The 20065-nt window shown below is 60.4% G+C and carries 20 protein-coding genes; 2 read left to right on the forward strand and 18 right to left on the reverse strand.

Annotated elements, in window-relative coordinates; translation table 11 throughout:
- Positions 1–3 precede the first annotated feature (3 nt).
- From CD175_RS11475 to CD175_RS11545, 15 genes are all read right to left on the reverse strand, one after another.
- Positions 4–612: a DUF4823 domain-containing protein gene (locus CD175_RS11475; protein WP_104449005.1), complete on the reverse strand. Its 609-nt coding sequence runs from the start codon at positions 610–612 to the stop codon at positions 4–6.
- A 171-nt stretch (positions 613–783) separates the two neighbouring features.
- Positions 784–1752: a GTP 3',8-cyclase MoaA gene (locus CD175_RS11480; RefSeq protein ID WP_104449006.1), complete on the reverse strand. Its 969-nt coding sequence runs from the start codon at positions 1750–1752 to the stop codon at positions 784–786.
- 137 nt (positions 1753–1889) lie between these two features.
- Positions 1890–2528, reverse strand: coding sequence for a TetR/AcrR family transcriptional regulator (locus CD175_RS11485; RefSeq protein WP_007977040.1), 639 nt, complete (start codon positions 2526–2528; stop codon positions 1890–1892).
- Positions 2529–2870: 342 nt separating this feature from the next.
- Positions 2871–3656, reverse strand: a complete 786-nt coding sequence (locus tag CD175_RS11490; protein WP_007977042.1) for a TatD family hydrolase — start codon at positions 3654–3656, stop codon at positions 2871–2873.
- Positions 3657–3724: 68 nt separating this feature from the next.
- A complete protein-coding gene (locus CD175_RS11495) occupies positions 3725–4711 on the reverse strand; it encodes a DNA polymerase III subunit delta' (RefSeq protein WP_007977044.1) in 987 nt (328 codons plus the stop codon).
- Positions 4704–5336 (reverse strand): dTMP kinase, encoded by a 633-nt coding sequence (tmk, locus tag CD175_RS11500; protein WP_104449007.1) that lies wholly within the window; start codon positions 5334–5336, stop codon positions 4704–4706. The genes CD175_RS11495 and tmk overlap by 8 nt, the downstream gene beginning before the upstream one ends.
- A 19-nt stretch (positions 5337–5355) precedes the next feature.
- The gene (mltG, locus tag CD175_RS11505; protein WP_104449008.1) at positions 5356–6588 is read right to left on the reverse strand and encodes an endolytic transglycosylase MltG; all 1233 of its coding nucleotides are present in this window, start codon (positions 6586–6588) and stop codon (positions 5356–5358) included.
- A 3-nt stretch (positions 6589–6591) separates the two neighbouring features.
- Positions 6592–7407, reverse strand: a complete 816-nt coding sequence (gene pabC, locus CD175_RS11510; RefSeq protein ID WP_104449009.1) for an aminodeoxychorismate lyase — start codon at positions 7405–7407, stop codon at positions 6592–6594.
- A complete protein-coding gene (gene fabF, locus CD175_RS11515; RefSeq protein ID WP_015096381.1) occupies positions 7407–8651 on the reverse strand; it encodes a beta-ketoacyl-ACP synthase II in 1245 nt (414 codons plus the stop codon). The genes pabC and fabF overlap by 1 nt, the downstream gene beginning before the upstream one ends.
- Before the next feature lie 109 nt (positions 8652–8760).
- On the reverse strand, positions 8761–8997 hold the full coding sequence (acpP, locus tag CD175_RS11520; protein WP_003175607.1) for an acyl carrier protein: 237 nt from the start codon (positions 8995–8997) through the stop codon (positions 8761–8763).
- A 196-nt stretch (positions 8998–9193) separates the two neighbouring features.
- Entirely contained in the window at positions 9194–9934 is a 741-nt protein-coding gene (gene fabG / locus CD175_RS11525) for a 3-oxoacyl-ACP reductase FabG (protein WP_102700897.1), read from the reverse strand.
- Positions 9935–9950: 16 nt separating this feature from the next.
- The gene (gene fabD, locus CD175_RS11530) at positions 9951–10889 is read right to left on the reverse strand and encodes an ACP S-malonyltransferase (protein WP_104449010.1); all 939 of its coding nucleotides are present in this window, start codon (positions 10887–10889) and stop codon (positions 9951–9953) included.
- Between the two features lie 125 nt (positions 10890–11014).
- A complete protein-coding gene (gene plsX, locus CD175_RS11535) occupies positions 11015–12025 on the reverse strand; it encodes a phosphate acyltransferase PlsX (RefSeq protein ID WP_104449011.1) in 1011 nt (336 codons plus the stop codon).
- 4 nt (positions 12026–12029) lie between these two features.
- Positions 12030–12212 carry a 50S ribosomal protein L32 gene (gene rpmF / locus CD175_RS11540; protein ID WP_003179396.1) on the reverse strand — a complete coding sequence of 61 codons (183 nt, stop codon included), beginning with the start codon at positions 12210–12212 and terminating at the stop codon, positions 12030–12032.
- A 13-nt stretch (positions 12213–12225) separates the two neighbouring features.
- Entirely contained in the window at positions 12226–12753 is a 528-nt protein-coding gene (locus CD175_RS11545) for a YceD family protein (protein ID WP_007942001.1), read from the reverse strand.
- A gap of 105 nt (positions 12754–12858) precedes the next feature.
- On the opposite strand from CD175_RS11545, the gene CD175_RS11550 reads away from it, so the two are divergent.
- A complete protein-coding gene (locus CD175_RS11550; RefSeq protein WP_104449012.1) occupies positions 12859–13437 on the forward strand; it encodes a Maf family protein in 579 nt (192 codons plus the stop codon).
- A gap of 88 nt (positions 13438–13525) precedes the next feature.
- On the opposite strand, the gene CD175_RS11555 is transcribed toward CD175_RS11550, so the two are convergent.
- The 3 genes from CD175_RS11555 to rluC are packed head-to-tail and all read right to left on the reverse strand — an operon-like array spanning position 13526 to position 16151.
- Positions 13526–14515, reverse strand: a complete 990-nt coding sequence (locus tag CD175_RS11555; protein ID WP_104449013.1) for a S49 family peptidase — start codon at positions 14513–14515, stop codon at positions 13526–13528.
- A gap of 24 nt (positions 14516–14539) precedes the next feature.
- The gene (locus tag CD175_RS11560; RefSeq protein ID WP_104449014.1) at positions 14540–15202 is read right to left on the reverse strand and encodes an HAD-IA family hydrolase; all 663 of its coding nucleotides are present in this window, start codon (positions 15200–15202) and stop codon (positions 14540–14542) included.
- A complete protein-coding gene (rluC, locus tag CD175_RS11565; protein WP_007977058.1) occupies positions 15189–16151 on the reverse strand; it encodes a 23S rRNA pseudouridine(955/2504/2580) synthase RluC in 963 nt (320 codons plus the stop codon). The genes CD175_RS11560 and rluC overlap by 14 nt, the downstream gene beginning before the upstream one ends.
- A 702-nt stretch (positions 16152–16853) precedes the next feature.
- Between rluC and rne the strand changes: the two genes are divergently transcribed.
- The gene (gene rne, locus CD175_RS11575) at positions 16854–20060 is read left to right on the forward strand and encodes a ribonuclease E (RefSeq protein WP_104449015.1); all 3207 of its coding nucleotides are present in this window, start codon (positions 16854–16856) and stop codon (positions 20058–20060) included.
- Positions 20061–20065 lie beyond the last annotated feature (5 nt).

Raw genomic sequence — 20065 nt, forward strand, 5'->3', positions numbered from 1 at the left:
AAGTTACTGGTCGCTGAGCCCCAGCAGGCCGCGCGCATACTGCTCCAGCGGCGGGCCCATCAGGTCTTCGGGTTTTTTATCGTGGAACGTCAGTAAACCGCCACGACTCTTGATGGTCGCAGTATCAATCAAATATTGGGTGCTGGTCTCGATCAACATGATCTGAATCATACCGCTGTCGATGCCGAGGCGATCCAGGGCTTCCTGATCCAGCCATTCGTCCGAGTTGCCGATACGGTCGTCAGACTTGGCAAATCGGGTGTAGAGCAGATAGTGCGCACCGGCGGCACGGGCTTCGCCCATGGCCTGGTCGAGGCCTTCCGGCGTGCGGGCACGGCGGACCATCGGGAAGTATTCGATGAAGCCATCGAACGCGACTTCGGCAATCACGTTGGGCCGTGGGTAAACGGCGCTGCCCGGCGGCATGAAAGCGCCCTGGGCGATGTAGACGAACGAATCCGGTTGAATGCGCAGGTTGTTTACGCGACGGCTGTCGCTGTGATCGAGCAACCCCGCATCGCTCATATGGTAACGAGTCCCTTCGGCCATATCGCTGACGTTCATGCAGCCACCAAGTGCCAAAACGGCCAGCAGCAAAACCAGGCTACGCATCCTATCCTCCAGAGGCCGGTGTCGGAAAACCGGCGAATGGCCGTAGGATGCAGCTTCCGCGCCAGCTCAAGTTGATCGTTGCCTGATCAAACGCAATCGCGGGCAAGCCACGCTCCCACAGGATTTACGCACATTCTTGTGGAAGCGTGGCTTGCCCGCGATGAGGCCGGATCAGCCGCCGATAATCTTCATGACAGTCGCGCCGCCGGAGAACGCTACTTCCTGCTTGTCCCCCAAGGCTTTCACCAGGAGTCTCTGCAAGGCCGGCAGCGCCTGGTGGCGCGGTTTGTCCAGCAGGTCGCCGATGTAATGGCGATTGCTCGACGACAGGCAGCCATGCAGCCACCCGGTGGAAGACAAGCGCAGTCGCGAGCAGGTCCGGCAGAACGGCACACTTTCGTTGGCGATCACGCCGAAGTAACCCTGGCCGGGAATTTCATAACGAACCGCCGTTGCATCGACCGGGGCATCGGCCTGCAGATATTCATAGCGCTCGCCGATCAGGCTCAGCAATTGCTGGAGGCTGACGAACTGCTGCAAAAACGCATTGGAATCGTTGGCCAGGTGGCCCATGCGCATCAGCTCGATGAAGCGCAGTTCATAACCGCGCTCCAGGCAGTAGTCGAGCAGCGGCATCACTTGATCAAGGTTCTGTCCACGCAGCGGCACCATGTTGACCTTGATCTTCATGCCGGCCGCACTGGCCTCGCTCATGCCGTCGAGCACGGTGGCCAGGTCGCCGCCCCGGGCAATGCCGCGGAACGCACTGGCGTCGAGGGTATCGAGGGAAACGTTGAGGCGCCGAATGCCGGCGTTCACCAGCAGCGGCAGTTTCTTCGCCAGCAACTGGCCATTGGTGGTCAGGCTGATGTCTTCCAGGCCCATCTTCCCGACCGCTGTCATGAACGCTTCGAGTTTCGGGCTGACCAGCGGCTCGCCGCCAGTAATGCGCAGACGCTCGATCCCGGCCGCTTCAATCAGATAAGCCACACCGCGCGCCATCGCTTCGGCCGACAATTCATCCTGCGCAGCCACCAGCCGCTTGCCGTTGGGCACGCAGTAGGTACAGGCGTAATTGCAGGCAGAGGTCAGACTGATTCGCAAGTTGCGAAAACGCCTGCCTTGACGGTCAACGATCATGGTCACTCCGGCGGAAGAATATCGGGCCGCTAAAACTTGACTCAGAAATCAAGTTTTAGCAAGTCCTCTACCTGAGTATATTCCTGCGGTACTGCGCCAAGTAGCGAAATCATGGCGCAATAAGGCAACTGAATGGCTCAGCTGCCGGAAGTGTCGGTGTCGCGCTTGCGTTTGTTGCCCATGCGCACGCCGATGTCCATCAGGAACTGGAAGAAACCTTCCTGATCTTCCAGCACATTGCTCCAGAACGGCGAGTGATACAGCGCGACGGCGCCGTGCACCAGTGCCCAGGACGCGCAGTAGTGGAAGTAAGGTGGCACGTCTTCCAGCTTGCCTTCGCTGATCCGGCCCTTGATCAGCAGGGTCAGGCGTTCGAAGTTCGAGGCACGGATCTTGTGCAGCTCCTCGATCATCTCCGGCACCTGGTTGCCCTTGACCACTTTCTCTTCGAGGCGGTCGAACAGGCGATAGCGTTGCGGATCGCGCATGCGGAATTCGAAGTAGGCCCGGGACAGGGCTTCCTTGTCCTTGTCGACATCGGCCGAATGCAGCAGTGCGTTCAAATCGCGCTCGTAGTCGAGCATCAGGCGCAGATAGATTTCCGCCTTGGATTTGAAGTGCTTGTAGATCGTGCCTTTGCCGATACCGACGGCATCAGCAATCATCTCGACGGTGACACTGTCTTCACCTTGTTCGAGGAACAGCTTAAGCGCGGTATCGAGAATTTCCTGCTCGCGGCGACGAAACTCACGGACCTTACGAGGTTCTTTATGCATAAGAAAAGGTCTGTCGGGGTCAAAATTCGAAGCCGCGTATTATGCCTAACTTACGCAAAAATGCACGGATCATCCGACCATATCTGCGCTTTCCGGTCATTCCGCGCACGATTGCCGGTTGATGAGAACTCTTCCGAAGCGCATGTATTCCAAATTTGTTTAAAAACCCTGACCAGCAAACTGGACGAGGCGCAATCCTGATCAATACTTGAACTGTCGGCGGGGCATCTCCCCCAAGTGTCACGCCGATATTGGTACCAACGGACCGCGTGCCATTGTTTTACTCCTAATGGTCTTAACCCGGATTCACCCCCCAGAACCCGGGTTTTTTTTGCCTGCGATTTAACCTTTTACGTGCGCCAGCGGGAACAGCCGCTTGAAATTGGCCGTGGTCTGCTCGGCAAACCGCTCGTAGGGTTCACCGCGCAACATTGCCAGAAATTCCGCTACTTCACGCACGTACTGCGGCAGGTTTGGCTTGCCGCGATGGGGAATCGGCGCCAGGTAGGGCGAATCGGTTTCCACCAGCAACCGGTCGGCCGGCACCTTGCTGGCCACGTCACGCAACGCATCGGCATTGCGAAAAGTGACAATCCCGGACAAGGAAATGTAATAGCCCATGTCCAGCGCGGCCTTCGCCATTTCCCAGTCTTCGGTAAAGCAGTGCAATACGCCCGCCTGGGGCAGTGCCGCTTCGCGCAGCAAGTCCAGGGTATCGGTGCGGGCCCCACGGGTGTGGATGATCACCGGCTTTCCAGTCTGCTGCGCCGCTTGCAGGTGCAGGCGAAAGGACTCCTGCTGCAACTGCGCCGCTTCCGGCTCGTAGTGGTAATCGAGGCCGGTTTCGCCGATGGCGACCACCCGCGGGTGATTGAGCTCCTGCAACAGCCAGTCCAACGCCGGCGCGGCACCGGGCTGTACATCCAGAGGGTGCACGCCCACCGAGCAGTCGACGTCGTCATAACGTTCGGCCAGGGCTTTGACGTCGGCCGCGTTGTCCGCGCTGACACCGATACACAGAAAGTGCCCTACCCCGCGCTGCCGGGCGGCATCCAGGGCAGCATCCAAGGAGCCGTCGTGGGCGGCCAGGTCGAGGCGATCGAGGTGACAATGGGAATCTACGAGCATAAAGGGCTGCAACTTACATCGAATGGGTGGGACGGTCGGGTGTACTGATAGATTCTAGGCGCAGACAGTCATCTTTGGGCAGGCAACGACGCCCATTGCACCAGCAAGGCCTCCAGCAGCAAGGCCGGATTGAGGTTGGCCTTGCTCAAGACTTTCTGTCGCTGGGCGAGAATCCAGTCCTGAATATCGAGGACTTTGCCCTGGGCGGTTTTCTGCGCCAGGTATTGCACGACCTTGCGCATGTCGGCCAGGCCGAGGCCGGCCTCGTCCTGGGTCAATTGATAACGCAGGATCAGGCTCGACCAGTCGCAGAACCAATCGAACAGACGCAACATCGGAATGTTTTTCCATTCTTCGGCCAGTTGCGTCGGCGACTGCTGTTGCTTGAGGAGTTTCTTCACCCCTTCCACGACTTGCATGCGCTGCTCACGCACGCCTTGGGCCTGGAGATTGACCGCCGCCAGTGGCGAACCTGCGGCCAGCGTCAGCAACTCGACGCGCTCCTCTTCGGAACATTCCGGCAACGCCTGGGCAAGCCATTTCAAGCTCATGGCCTCGCCCGGCAGCGGACAGGCCTGCTGCACGCAGCGACTCTTGATGGTGGGCAGCAAACGGCTCGGCTGATGGCTGACCAGCAACAAAACCGTATCGCCGGACGGCTCTTCGAGGCTCTTGAGCAAGGCGTTGGCGGCGTTGATGTTCATCGACTCGACCGGCTCGATCAGCACCACTTTGCGCCCGCCCAACTGCGCGGTCTGCACCACGAAACCGACCAGATCGCGAACCTGATCGACCTTGATCGCCTTGTCGGCTTCCTCCGGTTCAAGGATGTAGTTATCCGGGTGGCTGCCAGCCTTCAGCAGCAGACAGGATTTGCATTCGCCGCAAGCCTCCAGCGCCGTCGGGCGCTGGCACAGCAAGCTGGCCATCAGGCGCTCGGCCAGTGCCCGCTTGCCGATCCCGGCCGGGCCATGCAGCAGGTAGGCGTGCGCATGCTGCGCGCGACCCGCCAGGTGCTGCCAGAGGTTTTCCTGCCACGGATAGGCCTCAGCCACGGTTCAACTCCAGCAGGCGCGGCAACAAGGCATCCAGCGATTGCTGAACCTGTGCCAACGGTTGGGCCGCATCGACCAGCACATAACGCGCCGGATCCGCCTTGGCCCGCGTGAGGAACGCATGGCGTACGGCATCGAAAAAGGTCCGGCCTTCAAGTTCGAAGCGATCCAGGCGGCCACGTGCGCTGGCGCGGGCCAGGCCGACCTCGACAGGCAGATCGAAAATCAGTGTCAGGTCCGGGCGCAGATCGCCTTGAACGAAGGTTTCCAGAGCCGCGATGCGCTCAAGCGACAAGCCACGGCCGCCGCCCTGGTAGGCATAAGTCGAATCGGTAAAACGATCACACAAGACCACGGCACCGCGGGCCAGCGCCGGGCGAATCACTTCAGCCAGGTGCTGGGCGCGCGCCGCAAACACCAACAGCAACTCGGTATCCGGGTTCATGACTTCGTCGACGGGAGCCAACAACACCTCACGGATGCGCTCGGCCAACGGCGTGCCCCCAGGCTCGCGGGTCAGCACCACCTCGATGCCGGCGGCGCGCAGGCGCTCGGCCAGGTATTCGCGATTGGTGCTCTTGCCGGCGCCTTCCGGGCCTTCCAGAGTAATAAACAAGCCAGTCACAGGCAGTCCTTAGTCAGAGTCATTGCGGGCTTTTCGGTGCGCTTGCATCGGGTTCCGGTGTTTCAGGAGCTGGCGCAGGATCTTGCGCCGGCACTTGCGGCAGCGCCTCGGGAGCGGTGTTCGGTGAAGCGGCCGGGATCGGTGCCAACTCCTGCGAAGCCTTGGCCTCCTGCGTACCGTTTTGCTCAGTCTGGGTCGGCGCAGTCTCTGGCGTGGCAGTGGGCGCCGGGCTGGAGCGGTAATCGGCGCGACGCTTGAGCTGGAACTCCTTCACGGCATTGTTGTGGGCATCCAGGTCATCGGAGAACACGTGAGTGCCATCACCGCGCGCCACGAAGTAGAGGCTGTTGCCCTCCACCGGATTGAGCGCCGCATGGATGGCTTCGCGACCGACCATGGAAATCGGCGTCGGTGGCAGGCCCGCATTCATGTAGGTGTTATAGGGCGTCGATTCCTTGAGGTGAGCCCGGGTCAGCTTGCCGCTGTAGCGGTCGCCGAGGCCGTAGATCACCGTCGGATCGGTCTGCAGCAGCATGCCCATCGCCATCCGCCGTACAAACACGCCAGCAATTTGCCCGCGCTCCTGTGGTACGCCAGTCTCCTTCTCGACCAGCGAGGCCATGATCAGCGCTTGATAGGGTTCGGTGTACGGCGCATCTGCGGCGCGCTGCTCCCATTCATTGGCGAGTACTTCGTCGAGGCGGTCGTAGGCGGTTTTAAGCAGCTCGATATCGGACATGCCGCGCACGTAACGATAGGTGTCAGGGAAGAAGCGCCCTTCCGGAAAAATCCCGGTGTGGCCGAGCTTGTCCATGACCTGGCTATCGCTCAAACCGTCGAGGCCATGATCGAGTTTCTCTTCCTTGGCCAGCGCTGCGCGAACCTGGCGGAAATTCCAGCCTTCGACCAGGGTCAAGCTGTACTGAACCATTTCCCCGCGTTTCCACAGGTCAATCAGGCCTTCGACGGTCATGCCCGGCTTCATGCGGTATTCACCGCTGTGCAGGGGTTGTTTGGCGAGATTGAAGCGCCAATATACACGCAGCCAGAAGGCATCCTTGATGACGCCATTGGCTTCGAGTCGGTAGAAGGTGCGGGTCGGCGTGGTGCCCTTGGGCACATCCAGCAATTGTTCCTGGGCAATGTTCAGCGGCTGTACCAGCGCCGAATGAATTTTCCAGGCTGAAGCACCCATCAGCAGCCCTGCCAGAACCACTCCGGTTTCCAGCAGCAGCAAGAGTTTACGTCTCACGTATCAAGCATCCAGTAGCACACGGGCAATGGTTTGGAGTTTACGGGTGAGCGGCCCAACCGGCCAGTGAAGAGCAGCATAGGCACGCACCGGCCAGATACCATACACGCTGTTGCAGACAAAGACTTCGTCGGCCCATTGCAGCTGTTCGAGGGGGATATCGGTAATTTGCGTGGGGATTCCCAGCGACTTGGCCTGGAACAATAGTTCGGCACGCATCACGCCGGCCACGCCGCAGCGCTTGAGATCAGCCGTGATGAGCACACCGTCACGCACCAGGAACAGATTGCTGAACACGCCTTCGATCACGCGTCCGGCCTGATCGAGCATCAAGCCTTCGGCATGCTCGGTGTCCTGCCATTCGGCACGGGCGAGGACTTGTTCCAGTCGATTGAGGTGCTTGAGGCCGGCCAATAATGGCTGCCTGGACAATCGGGTGGAGCAAGGAAACAGACGAACACCCTGCTCGCCATGCGCGGCAGCATAGGTTGCAGGTGGATTGCCTTGCAGAATGCGTCGGGCCTGGGCCGAAGGATCGGGAGCGTAACCGCGCAGACCGTCGCCGCGGGTGAGAATGAGCTTAAGCACCCCGTCACCCAATGCGGCGGCGTAGGCCAGCAGTTCGCTGCGGATCAATTCCTGATCGGCAGCAAGCGCCAGACGCGAACAACCATCCGCCAGACGCGACAGATGCCGCTCCAGCAACACGGGCTGCCCGTTGCACACGGCGATGGTCTCGAACAGACCATCGCCATAAGCCAGGCCGCGATCCTTCAGCGACAGAGCGTCAGCCGGCTGACCGTCGACCCAGCTGTCCATCAGCCTGCGAACCGGCGGAACACCAGCGAGCCGTTGGTACCGCCAAAACCGAAGGAGTTGGACACGACCACATCGATATCCATGTTGCGCGCGGTGTGCGGCACGAAATCGAGATCGCAGCCTTCATCCGGCTCATCAAGGTTGATGGTCGGCGGCGCTACCTGGCTGTTGATCGCCAGCACGCTGAAGATCGCCTCGACCGCGCCCGCCGCACCCAGCAGGTGACCGGTCATGGACTTGGTGGAACTGACGGCCAGCTTGTAGGCATGCTCGCCGAACACCGACTTGATCGCATTGACTTCAGCGAGATCGCCTGCGGGAGTCGACGTGCCGTGGGCGTTGATGTACTGCACTTGATCGCCATTGATCTTCGCATCGCGCAGCGCATTGGTGATGCAGCGGGCAGCACCCGCGCCATCGGCTGGCGGCGAGGTCATGTGGTAGGCGTCGCCACTGGTACCGAAGCCGATCAGCTCGGCGTAGATGGTCGCACCACGGGCCTTGGCGTGTTCCAGTTCTTCCAGAACCAGCGCACCGGCACCATTGGACAGCACGAAGCCGTCGCGGCCCTTGTCCCATGGACGGCTGGCGCGGGTCGGCTCGTCGTTGCGGGTCGACAGCGCGCGGGAGGCACCGAAGCCGCCCATGCCCAGGCCGCAGGCCGCCATCTCGGCGCCGCCGGCAATCATCACGTCGGCTTCGTCGTACATGATGTTGCGGGCTGCCATGCCAATGCAGTGGGTACCAGTGGTACAGGCCGTGGCGATGGCGTAGTTAGGTCCCTGTGCCCCCAGATGGATCGACAGGAAACCGGAAATCATATTGATGATCGAGCCTGGCACGAAGAATGGGGAAATCCGTCGTGGGCCGGTCTCGTGCAGGGTGCGGCTGGTTTCTTCGATATTGGTCAGTCCGCCAATACCCGATCCCATGGCCACGCCGATGCGTTCGCGGTTGGCGTCAGTGACTTCCAGACCGGCGTTGCGCACCGCCTGAAAACCTGCGGCCAGACCGTATTGAATGAACAGGTCGAGCTTGCGGGCTTCCTTGACCGACAGGTATTCCTCGACATTGAAGTCCTTTACCGAGCCGCCAAAACGGGTGGAATAGGCAGAAAGGTCGGTGTGTTCGATCAGACCAATGCCACTGCGGCCAGCCAGAATGCCCTGCCAGCTGCTCGGCACATCCGTGCCCAGTGGCGACAACATACCCATACCGGTGACTACGACGCGTCTACGCGACACAGCACTCTCCTTTTTTCAAATGACGACTTTGCATCAGGCCTAAAGAAAAAACCGCACGCCATGATGGCAGTGCGGTTTTTCCATGACAGCGAGCAACGATTACAAACTATTACGCCTGGTGGCTAGTAACGTAGTCGATTGCAGCTTGTACAGTAGTGATCTTCTCGGCTTCTTCGTCAGGGATTTCGGTCTCGAATTCCTCTTCCAGAGCCATCACCAGCTCAACGGTGTCAAGGGAGTCGGCACCCAGGTCTTCAACGAAGGAAGCAGTGTTGACCACTTCTTCTTCTTTAACGCCCAGTTGCTCAGCAACGATTTTCTTGACGCGCTCTTCGATGGTGCTCATACCTTGTTTTCACTCCTAATGGACAAATTCAGGCAGCTGGCCAGTGGGTAAGTGTATAGAAAGGCTTTTCAGCTTTTCAACTGAAAGCTTCACTCCTCGAACCCGGTGACCCTCTGCCTATAAATAGATTGCAGCTTTATAACGGATTTTAGACAGCTCGTATGACATTTTTTTGAAGCAATCCGTCACATTTGAATTACATGTACATCCCGCCGTTCACCGGGATTGTAGCTCCGGTAACGTAAGCCGCACCGTCCGACGCAAGAAAAGCGACCACGGACGCGATCTCTTGAGCTTGCCCCAGACGACCCAGCGGAATCTGCGACTGCAAGGCTTCACGCTGCGCCTCGGGCAGTTCACGGGTCATATCAGTATCGATGAACCCTGGGGCCACCGAGTTTACCGTAATCGCACGCGAACCGACTTCACGCGCCAATGCACGGCTGAAACCTTCCAGACCGGCCTTGGCGGCAGCGTAGTTTACTTGGCCTGCGTTGCCCATGGCACCCACAACCGAACCAATACTGATAATTCGGCCCCAACGGGCTTTGGTCATGCCACGCAAAACGCCCTTGGACAGGCGGAACAGACTGTTCAGGTTGGTATCGACAACGTCGTGCCACTCGTCGTCTTTCATGCGCATCATCAGGTTATCGCGGGTGATACCGGCATTGTTGACCAGGATCGCCGGCGCACCGAACTGCTCCTGGATGCTCGCCAGGACCGCCGCCACGGACTCGTCACTGGTGACATTGAGTTCCAGGCCGGTGCCTTGAATACCGTTTTCCTTCAGGGTCGCGGCAATACGCTCGGCACCCGACGCGGAAGTCGCGGTACCGACAACGATGGCGCCCTGACGACCCAGTTCCAGGGCGATAGCCTGGCCGATGCCACGGCTTGCACCGGTGACCAGTGCAACTTTACCTTGCAGACTCATGCAAGCTTCTCCTGATTCAGGCCAACGCTGCACGGGCGGCAGCGAAAGCGTCTGGGGTATTGAGGTTGGATGTCGATACGCCTTCGGCGCAACGCTTGTTCAGACCGGCCAGCACTTTGCCCGGGCCGCACTCGACCAGATTGGTCGCGCCTCTGGCAGCCAGCGCCTGTACAGATTCGACCCAGCGTACGGGCTTGTACAGCTGTTCGAGCAGATCACGCTTGAGGGTTTCCAGATCGGCCGGCACTTCGGCGCTGACGTTCTGGACCACAGGAATCTGTGGCGCCTGCCAGTTGATCGCGGCGATCGATTCGGCGAAACGCTCGGCAGCCGGACGCATCAGCTCGCAGTGGGACGGTACGCTGACCGGCAGCGGCATGGCGCGCTTGGCACCACGCGCCTTGCAGCCTTCGATGGCGCGCTCAACCGCAGCCTTGGCACCGGCGATGACCACCTGGCCCGGGGAGTTGAAGTTCACCGCACTGACCACTTCGCCTTGCGCCGCTTCGGCACAGGCTGCCAGTACGTCGGCATCGTCCAGGCCGAGGATGGCGGCCATGCCGCCCTGCCCGGCCGGGACGGCTTCCTGCATCAGCTGGCCACGACGCTCGACGAGTTTCACCGCGTCGCCCAGGCTCAGGCTGCCCGCTGCCACCAGCGCGCTGTATTCACCCAGGCTGTGCCCGGCGACGTAGGCCGGACGCGCACCACCATCGGCCAGCCACAGACGCCACAGGGCGATCGAGGCGGTCAGAATGGCCGGTTGGGTTTTATCGGTTTGATTGAGTTGCTCTTCCGGCCCTTGCTGGGTCAGTGCCCACAGGTCGTAACCCAGTGCATCGGAAGCTTCTTTGAATGTTTCAAGGACAACCGGGTGTTGTGCGCCCAGCTCGGCCAGCATGCCGAGGGACTGCGAACCCTGTCCCGGGAAGACGAATGCGAGGGAAGCAGACATGTAACAAGCCCCTAATGATCTTGTCGTCGGAGAATTGGCGCCCCGCTTTGGGGACGCAAGAAACTGACAGTTGGATGGCCCATCGAACCAAGCGGTCACATTTAAGCATTGTCCGACGAAAACGCCTAAAGCAACAAATCCTCCAGACGACCGTGCAGGCGCTCGGGAAGATTCTCCTGAATCTCGATCATGGCGCGCGAAATGGCGCTTTGGAAACCCTGGACCCCGGCAGAACCGTGGCTCTTCACCACAATCCCCTGCAAGCCGAGAAAGCTCGCGCCGTTATGCCGGGCGGGCGCCAGATCGGCCTGCAGACGCTTCATCAACGGCAGTGCCAGTGCGCCGATCGCACGTGAGGCCAGGTTCTTCTTGAACAACGCCTCGATGCGCCCGGCAATCATGGTCGCCAGGCCTTCGCTGGATTTGAGCAGGATGTTGCCGACAAAACCGTCACACACCACCACATCCGCTTCGCCACGGTACAAACCGTCGCCCTCGATAAAGCCGATGTAATTGATGCCCCGGGCACCTTGCAACAAAGTCGCCGCCAGCTTGACCTGCTGATTGCCCTTGATGTCTTCGGTGCCGATGTTCAGCAACGCCACCCGTGGACGGCTAATGCCCAGCGTTTCCGCCGCCACCGAGCCCATCACGGCAAACTGCAACAGATGTTCGGCACTGCAATCGACGTTGGCGCCCAGGTCGAGCAATTGGCAGTAACCCTTCTGTGTCGGGATTGCCGCCACCATGGCCGGACGGTCAATGCCCGGCAGGGTCTTGAGCACGAAGCGCGACAACGCCATCAGCGCCCCGGTATTGCCGGCACTGACACAGGCCTGGACTTTACCGTCGCGCAGCAACTCAAGGGCCACGCGCATCGATGAGTCGGGCTTGCCTCGCAAGGCCTGGGCGGGTTTTTCGTCCATGCCGATGACTTCGCTCGCCGGAGTAATCGACAGGCGCGCGCGATCCACAGCCGAATGGCCAGCGATCAATTCTTCAAGTAGGGAGGGTTGACCGACGAGGGTCAGGTGCAGCGAGGGTGTAGCGGACAGGCAAGCAAGACTGGCCTGGACAATGCTGCGGGGACCGAAGTCCCCGCCCATTGCGTCAATCGCGATGACTTGAGCGGACAAGTGATTACTCGTCAGCGCCCTTGTCGATCACTTTACGGCCACGGTATACGCCTTCTGGCGATACGTGGTGACGCAGGTGAACTTCACCGGTGGTTTTTTCTACAGACAGGGTGCTAGCCTCGAGAGCGTCGTGCGAACGGCGCATGTCACGGGCAGAGCGGGATTTTTTGTTCTGCTGAACAGCCATAATTGATTAACTCCTAAACGTTTGGGTCACGCTTTAACTGCGCCAATACACTGAACGGGTTGGACCGCGTTACCTCGTCCTCGCTCGGTTCGGGCTCATCTGCTCCCGCCGGCTGCTGGCATTCTTCCGGATGATGAGCAGGCACAATGGGCAAGGCGAGCAGAAGCTCCTCCTCGATCAGTGACTGCAGATCCAAAGGATCTTCGCCCAGTTCCAGCACGTCATAACCTTTCGGCAACGACTGGGTATTCGCACCCTCCTTCACCACAGCGTAACTGCATTCGCTATGGATCGGCAGGGTGACCAGCTCAAGACAACGCTGGCAAACCATTTTGACTTCAGTGTCGATAAAGCTGTGGATGACCACAGATTTACGTTCATCTCGTTCAAAAACGAATTTAGCCTGCACCGTACCGACATTGTCGGAAAGCGGGTCGCAGAGTCTCTCCAAATCGGCCAGCAGCATTTCACCTTGAAGGGTGGTGCCACGATCAGCCAATTTGCGCGGGTCAACGTGAGGTGGAATCGGGTCATTCAACATAGGCGCAGCATTATAGGGATGCACCCGCCCATGTCAAAGGAAATTCAGCCCTGTCCGTCACTTGGAAGCCTCGCTAGAATTCGCACCTGCCTTATGGAGATGCGCATGCTGCCTTTATTACTCGCTTCCGGCTCGGTCTATCGCCGGGAATTGCTGGCCCGCCTGCAACTGCCATTCACCTGCAGTTCACCGGATATCGACGAAAGCCATCGCCCCGGCGAATCCGCCATCGCGCTGGTCAGGCGCCTTGCTGAAGAGAAAGCACGCGCCCTGGCCGTCAGCCATACCGCTCATCTGATAATCGGCTCCGACCAGGTCGCCGTGCTGGGAGAGCGGATAATCGGCAAGCCCCACACCTTCGAAAAAGCCCGCGAACAACTGCTGGCCGCCAGCGGCGCCAGCGTGACATTCCTGACCGGCCTGGCCTTGCTCAACAGCCAGACAGGGCGCTGCCAGGTCGATTGCGTGCCGTTCACCGTACACATGCGCACACTCGACGCGCCCCGCATCGAGCGCTACCTGCACGCCGAGCAGCCCTACGATTGCGCAGGCAGCTTCAAGGCCGAAGGCCTGGGTGTCAGCCTGTTTCGCAGCACCGAGGGTCCTGACGCCACCAGCCTGATCGGCCTGCCGTTGATTCGCCTGATCGACATGCTATTGGCCGAAGGCTTGCAAATACCCTGAAAGCAAAAGATCGCAGCCTTCGGCAGCTCCTACAGGCGATCTGTGTAGGAGCTGCCGCAGGCTGCGATCTTTTGACCTTAAAGCCGACTTAACGCAACGACGGACCGTTAAACCCCATCCACATCGCCAGATGCTCAGCCACGCTGGCACCGAGCTTCTTCGAGAAACGATCGAATGGCGACTCCTGAACGGTAAAGTCCACCAGCTCTTTCTCGCCGATCACATCCCGCGCAACCGAACTGGCATTGCCCAGCCCATCGATCAATCCCAGCGGCAGCGCCTGCTCGCCGGACCAGACCAGGCCGGAGAACAGCTCCGGATGCTCCTTGTCCTTCAAGCGATCGCCGCGCCCTTGCTTGACGCTGTTGATGAACTGCTGGTGGGTCGTATCGAGCACACCCTGCCAGAACGCGGTTTCTTCCGGCTTCTGTGGCTGGAATGGATCGAGGAACGACTTGTGCTCGCCCGAGGTGTAAGTGCGACGCTCGACACCCAGCTTCTCCATGGTGCCGACAAAGCCGTAACCGGCCGCCGTCACACCGATGGAGCCGACCAGGCTCGCCTTGTCGGCGTAGATCTGATCCGCCGCGCTGGCGATGTAGTAAGCACCGGAAGCCCCCAAGTCGGAAATGACCGCATACAGCTTGGTATCCGGGTGCAGGCCGCGCAGGCGACGGATCTCGTCATAGACATAACCCGACTGCACCGGACTGCCGCCCGGGCTGTTGATGCGCAGGATGACACCCTTGACCTTCTTGTCCTCGAAAGCCGCGCGCAGGCTGCCAACGATATTGTCTGCGCTGGCCGGCTCCTTGTCGGCAATCATGCCTGTCACATCGATCAATGCCGTGTAATTGGCACTCAGGGTAGCGGCCTTCTCCATATCCATCAGCGGCGAAAACAGTGCAATAGCGCCGAAAAGATACAAGAACGTCAGCAACTTGAAGAATATTCCCCAGCGACGGGATCGACGCTGCTCCTGCACACTGGCCAGCAGCGTCTTCTCCAGCAGCTTCCAGCTTTTGTCGTCACCGCTCTCTGCGCTCGCCTTGGCAGGTGCCTTCCATTCGTCGGTCATGCCGTCCACCCCAAAAACAACTGGTTAAGCCTGCTGACTCAGCCAGGCGTGCAATTCTGAAAAACGGTCGATGGCCAGTCGTGGCTCATACAACTTCAACGCATCAATCGATTGAGCGCCATAGCTTACGGCCACCGACCCCATGCCGGCGTTGCGTGCCATCTGCAAATCAAAGGACGAATCACCAACCATCAATGCCTGCTCCGGGCGCACCTCGCAATGCGCGAGAATTTGCTCGAGCATCAGCGGATGGGGCTTGCTGGCGGTCTCGTCGGCGGCACGGGTGATATCGAAGTAATCCTCCCAGCCATGAGACCTCAGCACCCGATCCAGCCCGCGACGGGCCTTGCCGGTCGCCACAGCCAGATGATAACCCTCGGCACGAAATGCCTCGAGCGACTCGACCACACCCTCGAACAACGGCGAAGGCACGGCCTCCGACGCAATGTAATGTTCGGCGTAGTGTTCGCGAAACGCGATCAATTCGGCGTCATCGATCTCGGGGTACAGGGTGCGGATCGCTTCCGGCAAGCCCAGGCCGATGATGCCCTTGACGGCAAAATCGTCGCGCTGTTCAAAACCGGAGCGCCGGGAGGCAACATGCATCGCCTCGACAATCCGGCCAATGGAATCGGCCAGCGTGCCGTCCCAATCGAAGATCAGCAGCTTGTAATCAGATGGGCGCACTCAATCGCTCCACAGTCTTGGCCCACATCTCGTCGACCGGCGCCTGCAACTTCAGCTCGCCGCCATCAGGCAACGGCACGGTGAGCATGTAGGCATGCAGGAACAGGCGTTTGCCGCCCAGATCGCGGATTTCCTTGCTGAAACCTTCGTCGCCGTACTTGGTGTCGCCAGCGATGCAATGCCCGGCGTGCAAGGTATGCACGCGGATCTGGTGAGTCCGGCCGGTAATCGGCTTGGCTTCGATCAGAGTGGCAAAGTCGCCGAAGCGGCGCAGGACCTTGAACACGGTCACGGACTCCTTGCCCTCCTCCTCGTCGACCTCGACCATGCGCTCGCCGGAGCGCAGATTGCTCTTGCCCAGCGACGCACGGACTTGCTTGATCGAGCTCGCCCAGTTACCGCGAACCAGCGCCATGTAGCGCTTGTCGACGCCATCACCGCGCAACGCGGTGTGCAAGTGACGCAACATGCTGCGCTTCTTGGCAATCATCAAAAGGCCGGAGGTGTCACGGTCGAGACGGTGAACCAGTTCGAGCTCCTTGCAATCGGGGCGCAACTGACGAAAGGCTTCGATCACCCCGAACGTCAGGCCGCTACCGCCGTGAACCGCAATGCCGGCGGGCTTGTTGATCACGATCAGGGCCTTGTCTTCGAAGACAATCGAGGCTTCGAGCCGCTGCAGCAGGCCTTGTGCCAGTGGCACCGGCTCGTCGCGCTCAGGCACGCGAACCGGCGGCACGCGCACGATATCGCCCGCCTGCAGCTTGTACTCGGGCTTGATCCGACCCTTGTTCACGCGCACTTCGCCCTTACGCAAAATGCGGTAAATCAAGGTCTTGGGCACGCCTTTGAGCCGGGCGAGAAGGAAATTATCAATACGTTGGCCGGCATATTCCGGCGAGACCTCAAGCAGTTGTACGCCTGGAGTCGGGGGGGTAGTCGTCGTCATGCCGCGGATGATAACAATTTTTTATGGAATTGAAGCACTTAATCATTGCTGCTATAGTCGCGAACGCCGCCAAAAGCGGCCTGGACAGCGGACCAACGGTCAAAAACCGGCCCTGACCAACGCAATTCACCAGGACGCGAGGCCGTCCTACGGGGCTTTCGCTACGTAACGGTGGAGTTTGCAGGTGTAACGAGCGCAGGTGACATGAGGCCTGAATCACGCCACAAAGCAGAGTTTTCCACTCGTTTTGCGAGCCATATTCACGGCCAGTTCACAAAGTGCAGTCAGCTGCGAATGACCCCGAGCGAAGGCATCGGAAACAACGCCTAAATTAGCCATGATGCGTGACCTCCCCTTTCGGAGCTCACGGTAAATGCCAACCCGCTGCGGATTCTGCGCGCGGCAGCACCCGAATTATCAGGGATACGTGTAGGGTGGAGATGCACAACCGCCGGACTGTGTAGCAACAGGCTTTCTCAAGACGCTTCATCTCGTCCACAGCCGCTGGTTGATTCCTCCTCCTGACTGAGTGCTTAAGTAGCCACAGCAAGCAGGACGCGTACGTCGCGATGAAGGCCCACATTGGCCGGACTTCGCTGGACACGGGAAATGGCCAACCACTCCCGACGCACCTGACACCGACCGTGAGAAGTCGTGTGTGCCGAACGCCGTTTCCGGCAGCCCGGAAACCGACGGTACTACATGAAAAGAATGCTGATTAACGCAACTCAACCCGAAGAGTTGCGTGTTGCACTGGTAGATGGCCAGCGCCTCTACGACCTGGACATCGAATCCGGTGCACGCGAGCAGAAGAAGGCCAACATCTATAAAGGCCGGATTACTCGCATCGAACCAAGCCTCGAGGCTGCCTTTGTCGATTTCGGCTCTGAGCGCCACGGCTTCCTGCCCCTCAAAGAAATCTCCCGCGAATACTTCAAGAAAGCCCCGGAAGGTCGCGTCAACATCAAGGACGTCCTGAGCGAAGGCCAGGAAGTCATCGTTCAGGTCGAAAAAGAAGAACGTGGCAACAAGGGCGCCGCCCTGACCACCTTCATCAGCCTGGCCGGTCGTTACCTGGTGCTGATGCCGAACAACCCGCGTGCCGGCGGTATCTCCCGTCGCATCGAAGGCGAAGAGCGCAACGAACTGCGTGAAGCCCTGAACGGCCTGGTTGCCCCGGCCGACATGGGCCTGATCGTGCGCACTGCCGGCCTTGGCCGCAGCAGCGAAGAAATGCAGTGGGACCTCGACTACCTGCTGCAACTGTGGACCGCCATCAAGGAAGCCTCGCTGGACCGCGCCGCACCGTTCCTGATCTACCAGGAAAGCAACGTGATCATCCGCGCGATCCGCGACTACCTGCGCCAGGACATCGGCGAAGTGCTGATCGACAGCGTTGAAGCCCAGGACGAAGCCCTGACCTTCATCCGCCAGGTGATGCCGCAGTACGCCAGCAAGATCAAGCTGTACGAAGACAGCGTTCCGCTGTTCAACCGTTTCCAGATCGAAAGCCAGATCGAAACCGCTTTCCAGCGCGTCGTCGAACTGCCTTCCGGCGGCTCCATCGTGATCGATCCGACCGAAGCCCTGGTGTCCATCGACATCAACTCGGCGCGCGCCACCAAAGGCAGCGACATCGAAGAAACCGCACTGCAGACCAACCTTGAAGCGGCCGAAGAAATCGCCCGTCAGTTGCGCCTGCGCGACATCGGCGGCCTGATCGTCATCGACTTCATCGACATGACCCCTGCCAAGAACCAGCGCGCCGTGGAAGAGAAAGTCCGCGAATGCCTGGAAGCCGACCGCGCTCGCGTGCAAGTCGGTCGCATCTCGCGCTTCGGCCTGCTGGAAATGTCCCGTCAGCGCCTGCGTCCGTCCCTGGGCGAAAGCAGCGGCATCGTCTGCCCGCGTTGCAACGGCACCGGCATCATCCGTGACGTTGAATCGCTGTCCCTGGCGATCCTGCGCCTGATCGAAGAAGAAGCCCTGAAAGACCGTACCGCCGAAGTTCGTGCACAAGTGCCGATCCCGGTGGCCGCGTTCCTGCTCAACGAAAAACGCAACTCGATCACCAAGATCGAACTGCGCACCCGCGCCCGCATCGTCATCCTGCCGAACGATCACCTCGAGACGCCGCACTTCGAAGTGCAACGCCTGCGTGATGACAGCCCGGAAGCGGCGACCAACCAGTCCAGCTACGAAATCGCCGCTGCCGCTGCCGAAGTCGAAGAAGTCCAGCCAGCCGCTGCGACCCGCACCCTGGTTCGCCAGGAAGCCGCGGTCAAGACCGCTCCGGCCCGCGCCAACGCTCCGGTTCCGACCGAAGTTGCCGCTCCAGCCCCGGCTCCTGCCGCCGTGCCTGAGCCAAGCCTGTTCAAAGGCCTGGTGAAGTCGCTGGTGAGCCTGTTCGCCACCAAGGAAGAGCCTGTCGCGCCGGTTGTGGTTGAAAAGCCAGCCGCCGAGCGTCCGGCCCGCAACGAAGAGCGTCGCAACGGTCGCCAGCAGAGCCGCAACCGTAACGGTCGCCGCGATGAAGAGCGCAAGCCTCGTGAAGAGCGTGCTCCGCGTGAAGAGCGTCAGCCACGCGAAGTGCGCGAGCCTCGCGAGACCCGTGAAGAAACGCCGGCAGTAGCTCGCGAAGAACGCGCACCACGCGCGCCTCGTGAAGAACGTGCGCCGCGCGCTCCGCGTGAAGATCGCAAGCCACGTGGCGAGCGTGAAGAACGCGTGCGTGAACTGCGCGAGCCTCTGGATGCTGCTCCGGCTGCTCCAACTGCTCCGGCCGCCGCCGCTACCGCAGAAGAGCGTCCGGCTCGCCCGCCACGTGAAGAGCGTGCTCCACGCCCACCGCGTGAAGAGCGTCAGCCTCGTGCCGAACAAGCTGCCGCCGCCGCTGCCGAAGAAGAACTGACCACCAACGAAGAGCAACTGCAGGAAGAGGGTCAGGAAAACGCCGAAGGCGATCGTCCACGCCGCCGTTCCCGTGGCCAGCGTCGTCGCAGCAACCGTCGCGAGCGTCAGCGTGACGCCAACGGCAACGTGATCGAAGGTTCGGAAGAGTCCGAGTCCGGCGAAAACGCTGAAGCGCCAAGCACTGCCGATCTGGCCGCCGGCCTGGCTGTCACCGCAGCCGTTGCCAGCAGCGTGATCAGCGCTCCAGCCGAAGCTGAAGCCAATGTGCAAGCCGAACGCGCCACTGCCGCGACCCTGGAAACAGCTCCGGTTGAAGCGCCAGTCGTTGAAGCGACCACGCCGGTTGAAGTCACCGCCTCGCCGGAAGTCGAAGTGGCGCCAGCACCAGAAGTTCAGCCTGCCGTTGAAGCGGCTGCCGAGCCGGCTCCAGTGGTTGAAGCACCTGCCGTAGTTGCAGAAGCTGTCGTCGAGACCGTGACTGAAACCGTTCGCGAAGTGCGTGAAGAGCAAACGGCGTTCAACTGGGTGGCCGAGCCAGCCGTCGCTGAAACAGCTGCACCAGCCGCTGAAGCCGAAGTGGCTGAGGCCATGGTTTCCGAGCCGGTGGTTGCCGCCGCGGAACCGGCTCCAGCGCCGGAGGTTGAAGCTCCTGTTGTTGAAGCTCCTGTTGTTGAAGCTCCGGTCGTTGCCCAAGCACCTGCGCCGGTCGTCGAAGCCGCTCCTGTCAGCGCCCTGACGCCAAGTGGCCGTGCTCCTAACGACCCACGTGAAGTGCGTCGTCGCAAGCGTGAAGCCGAGCGTCTGCAGAAGGAAGCTGAACTGGCTGCCGCTGCGGCTCCGGTTGAAGCGGTTGAAGAAGCGCCTGCCCCGGCCGCCGAAGTGGTTGCCGAGCCGGCTGAGTCGGTGATCCACGAAGCGCCACGCTCCGTTCAGGACGCGGTAGAGCAACACGAGCAAGCCCTGGAAAAAGAGCACGAGACTAAACCTCTCGCCTGATTCCA

Origin of the sequence: Pseudomonas laurylsulfatiphila (assembly GCF_002934665.1) — a bacterium.
Classification (GTDB): Bacteria; Pseudomonadota; Gammaproteobacteria; order Pseudomonadales; family Pseudomonadaceae; genus Aquipseudomonas; species Aquipseudomonas laurylsulfatiphila.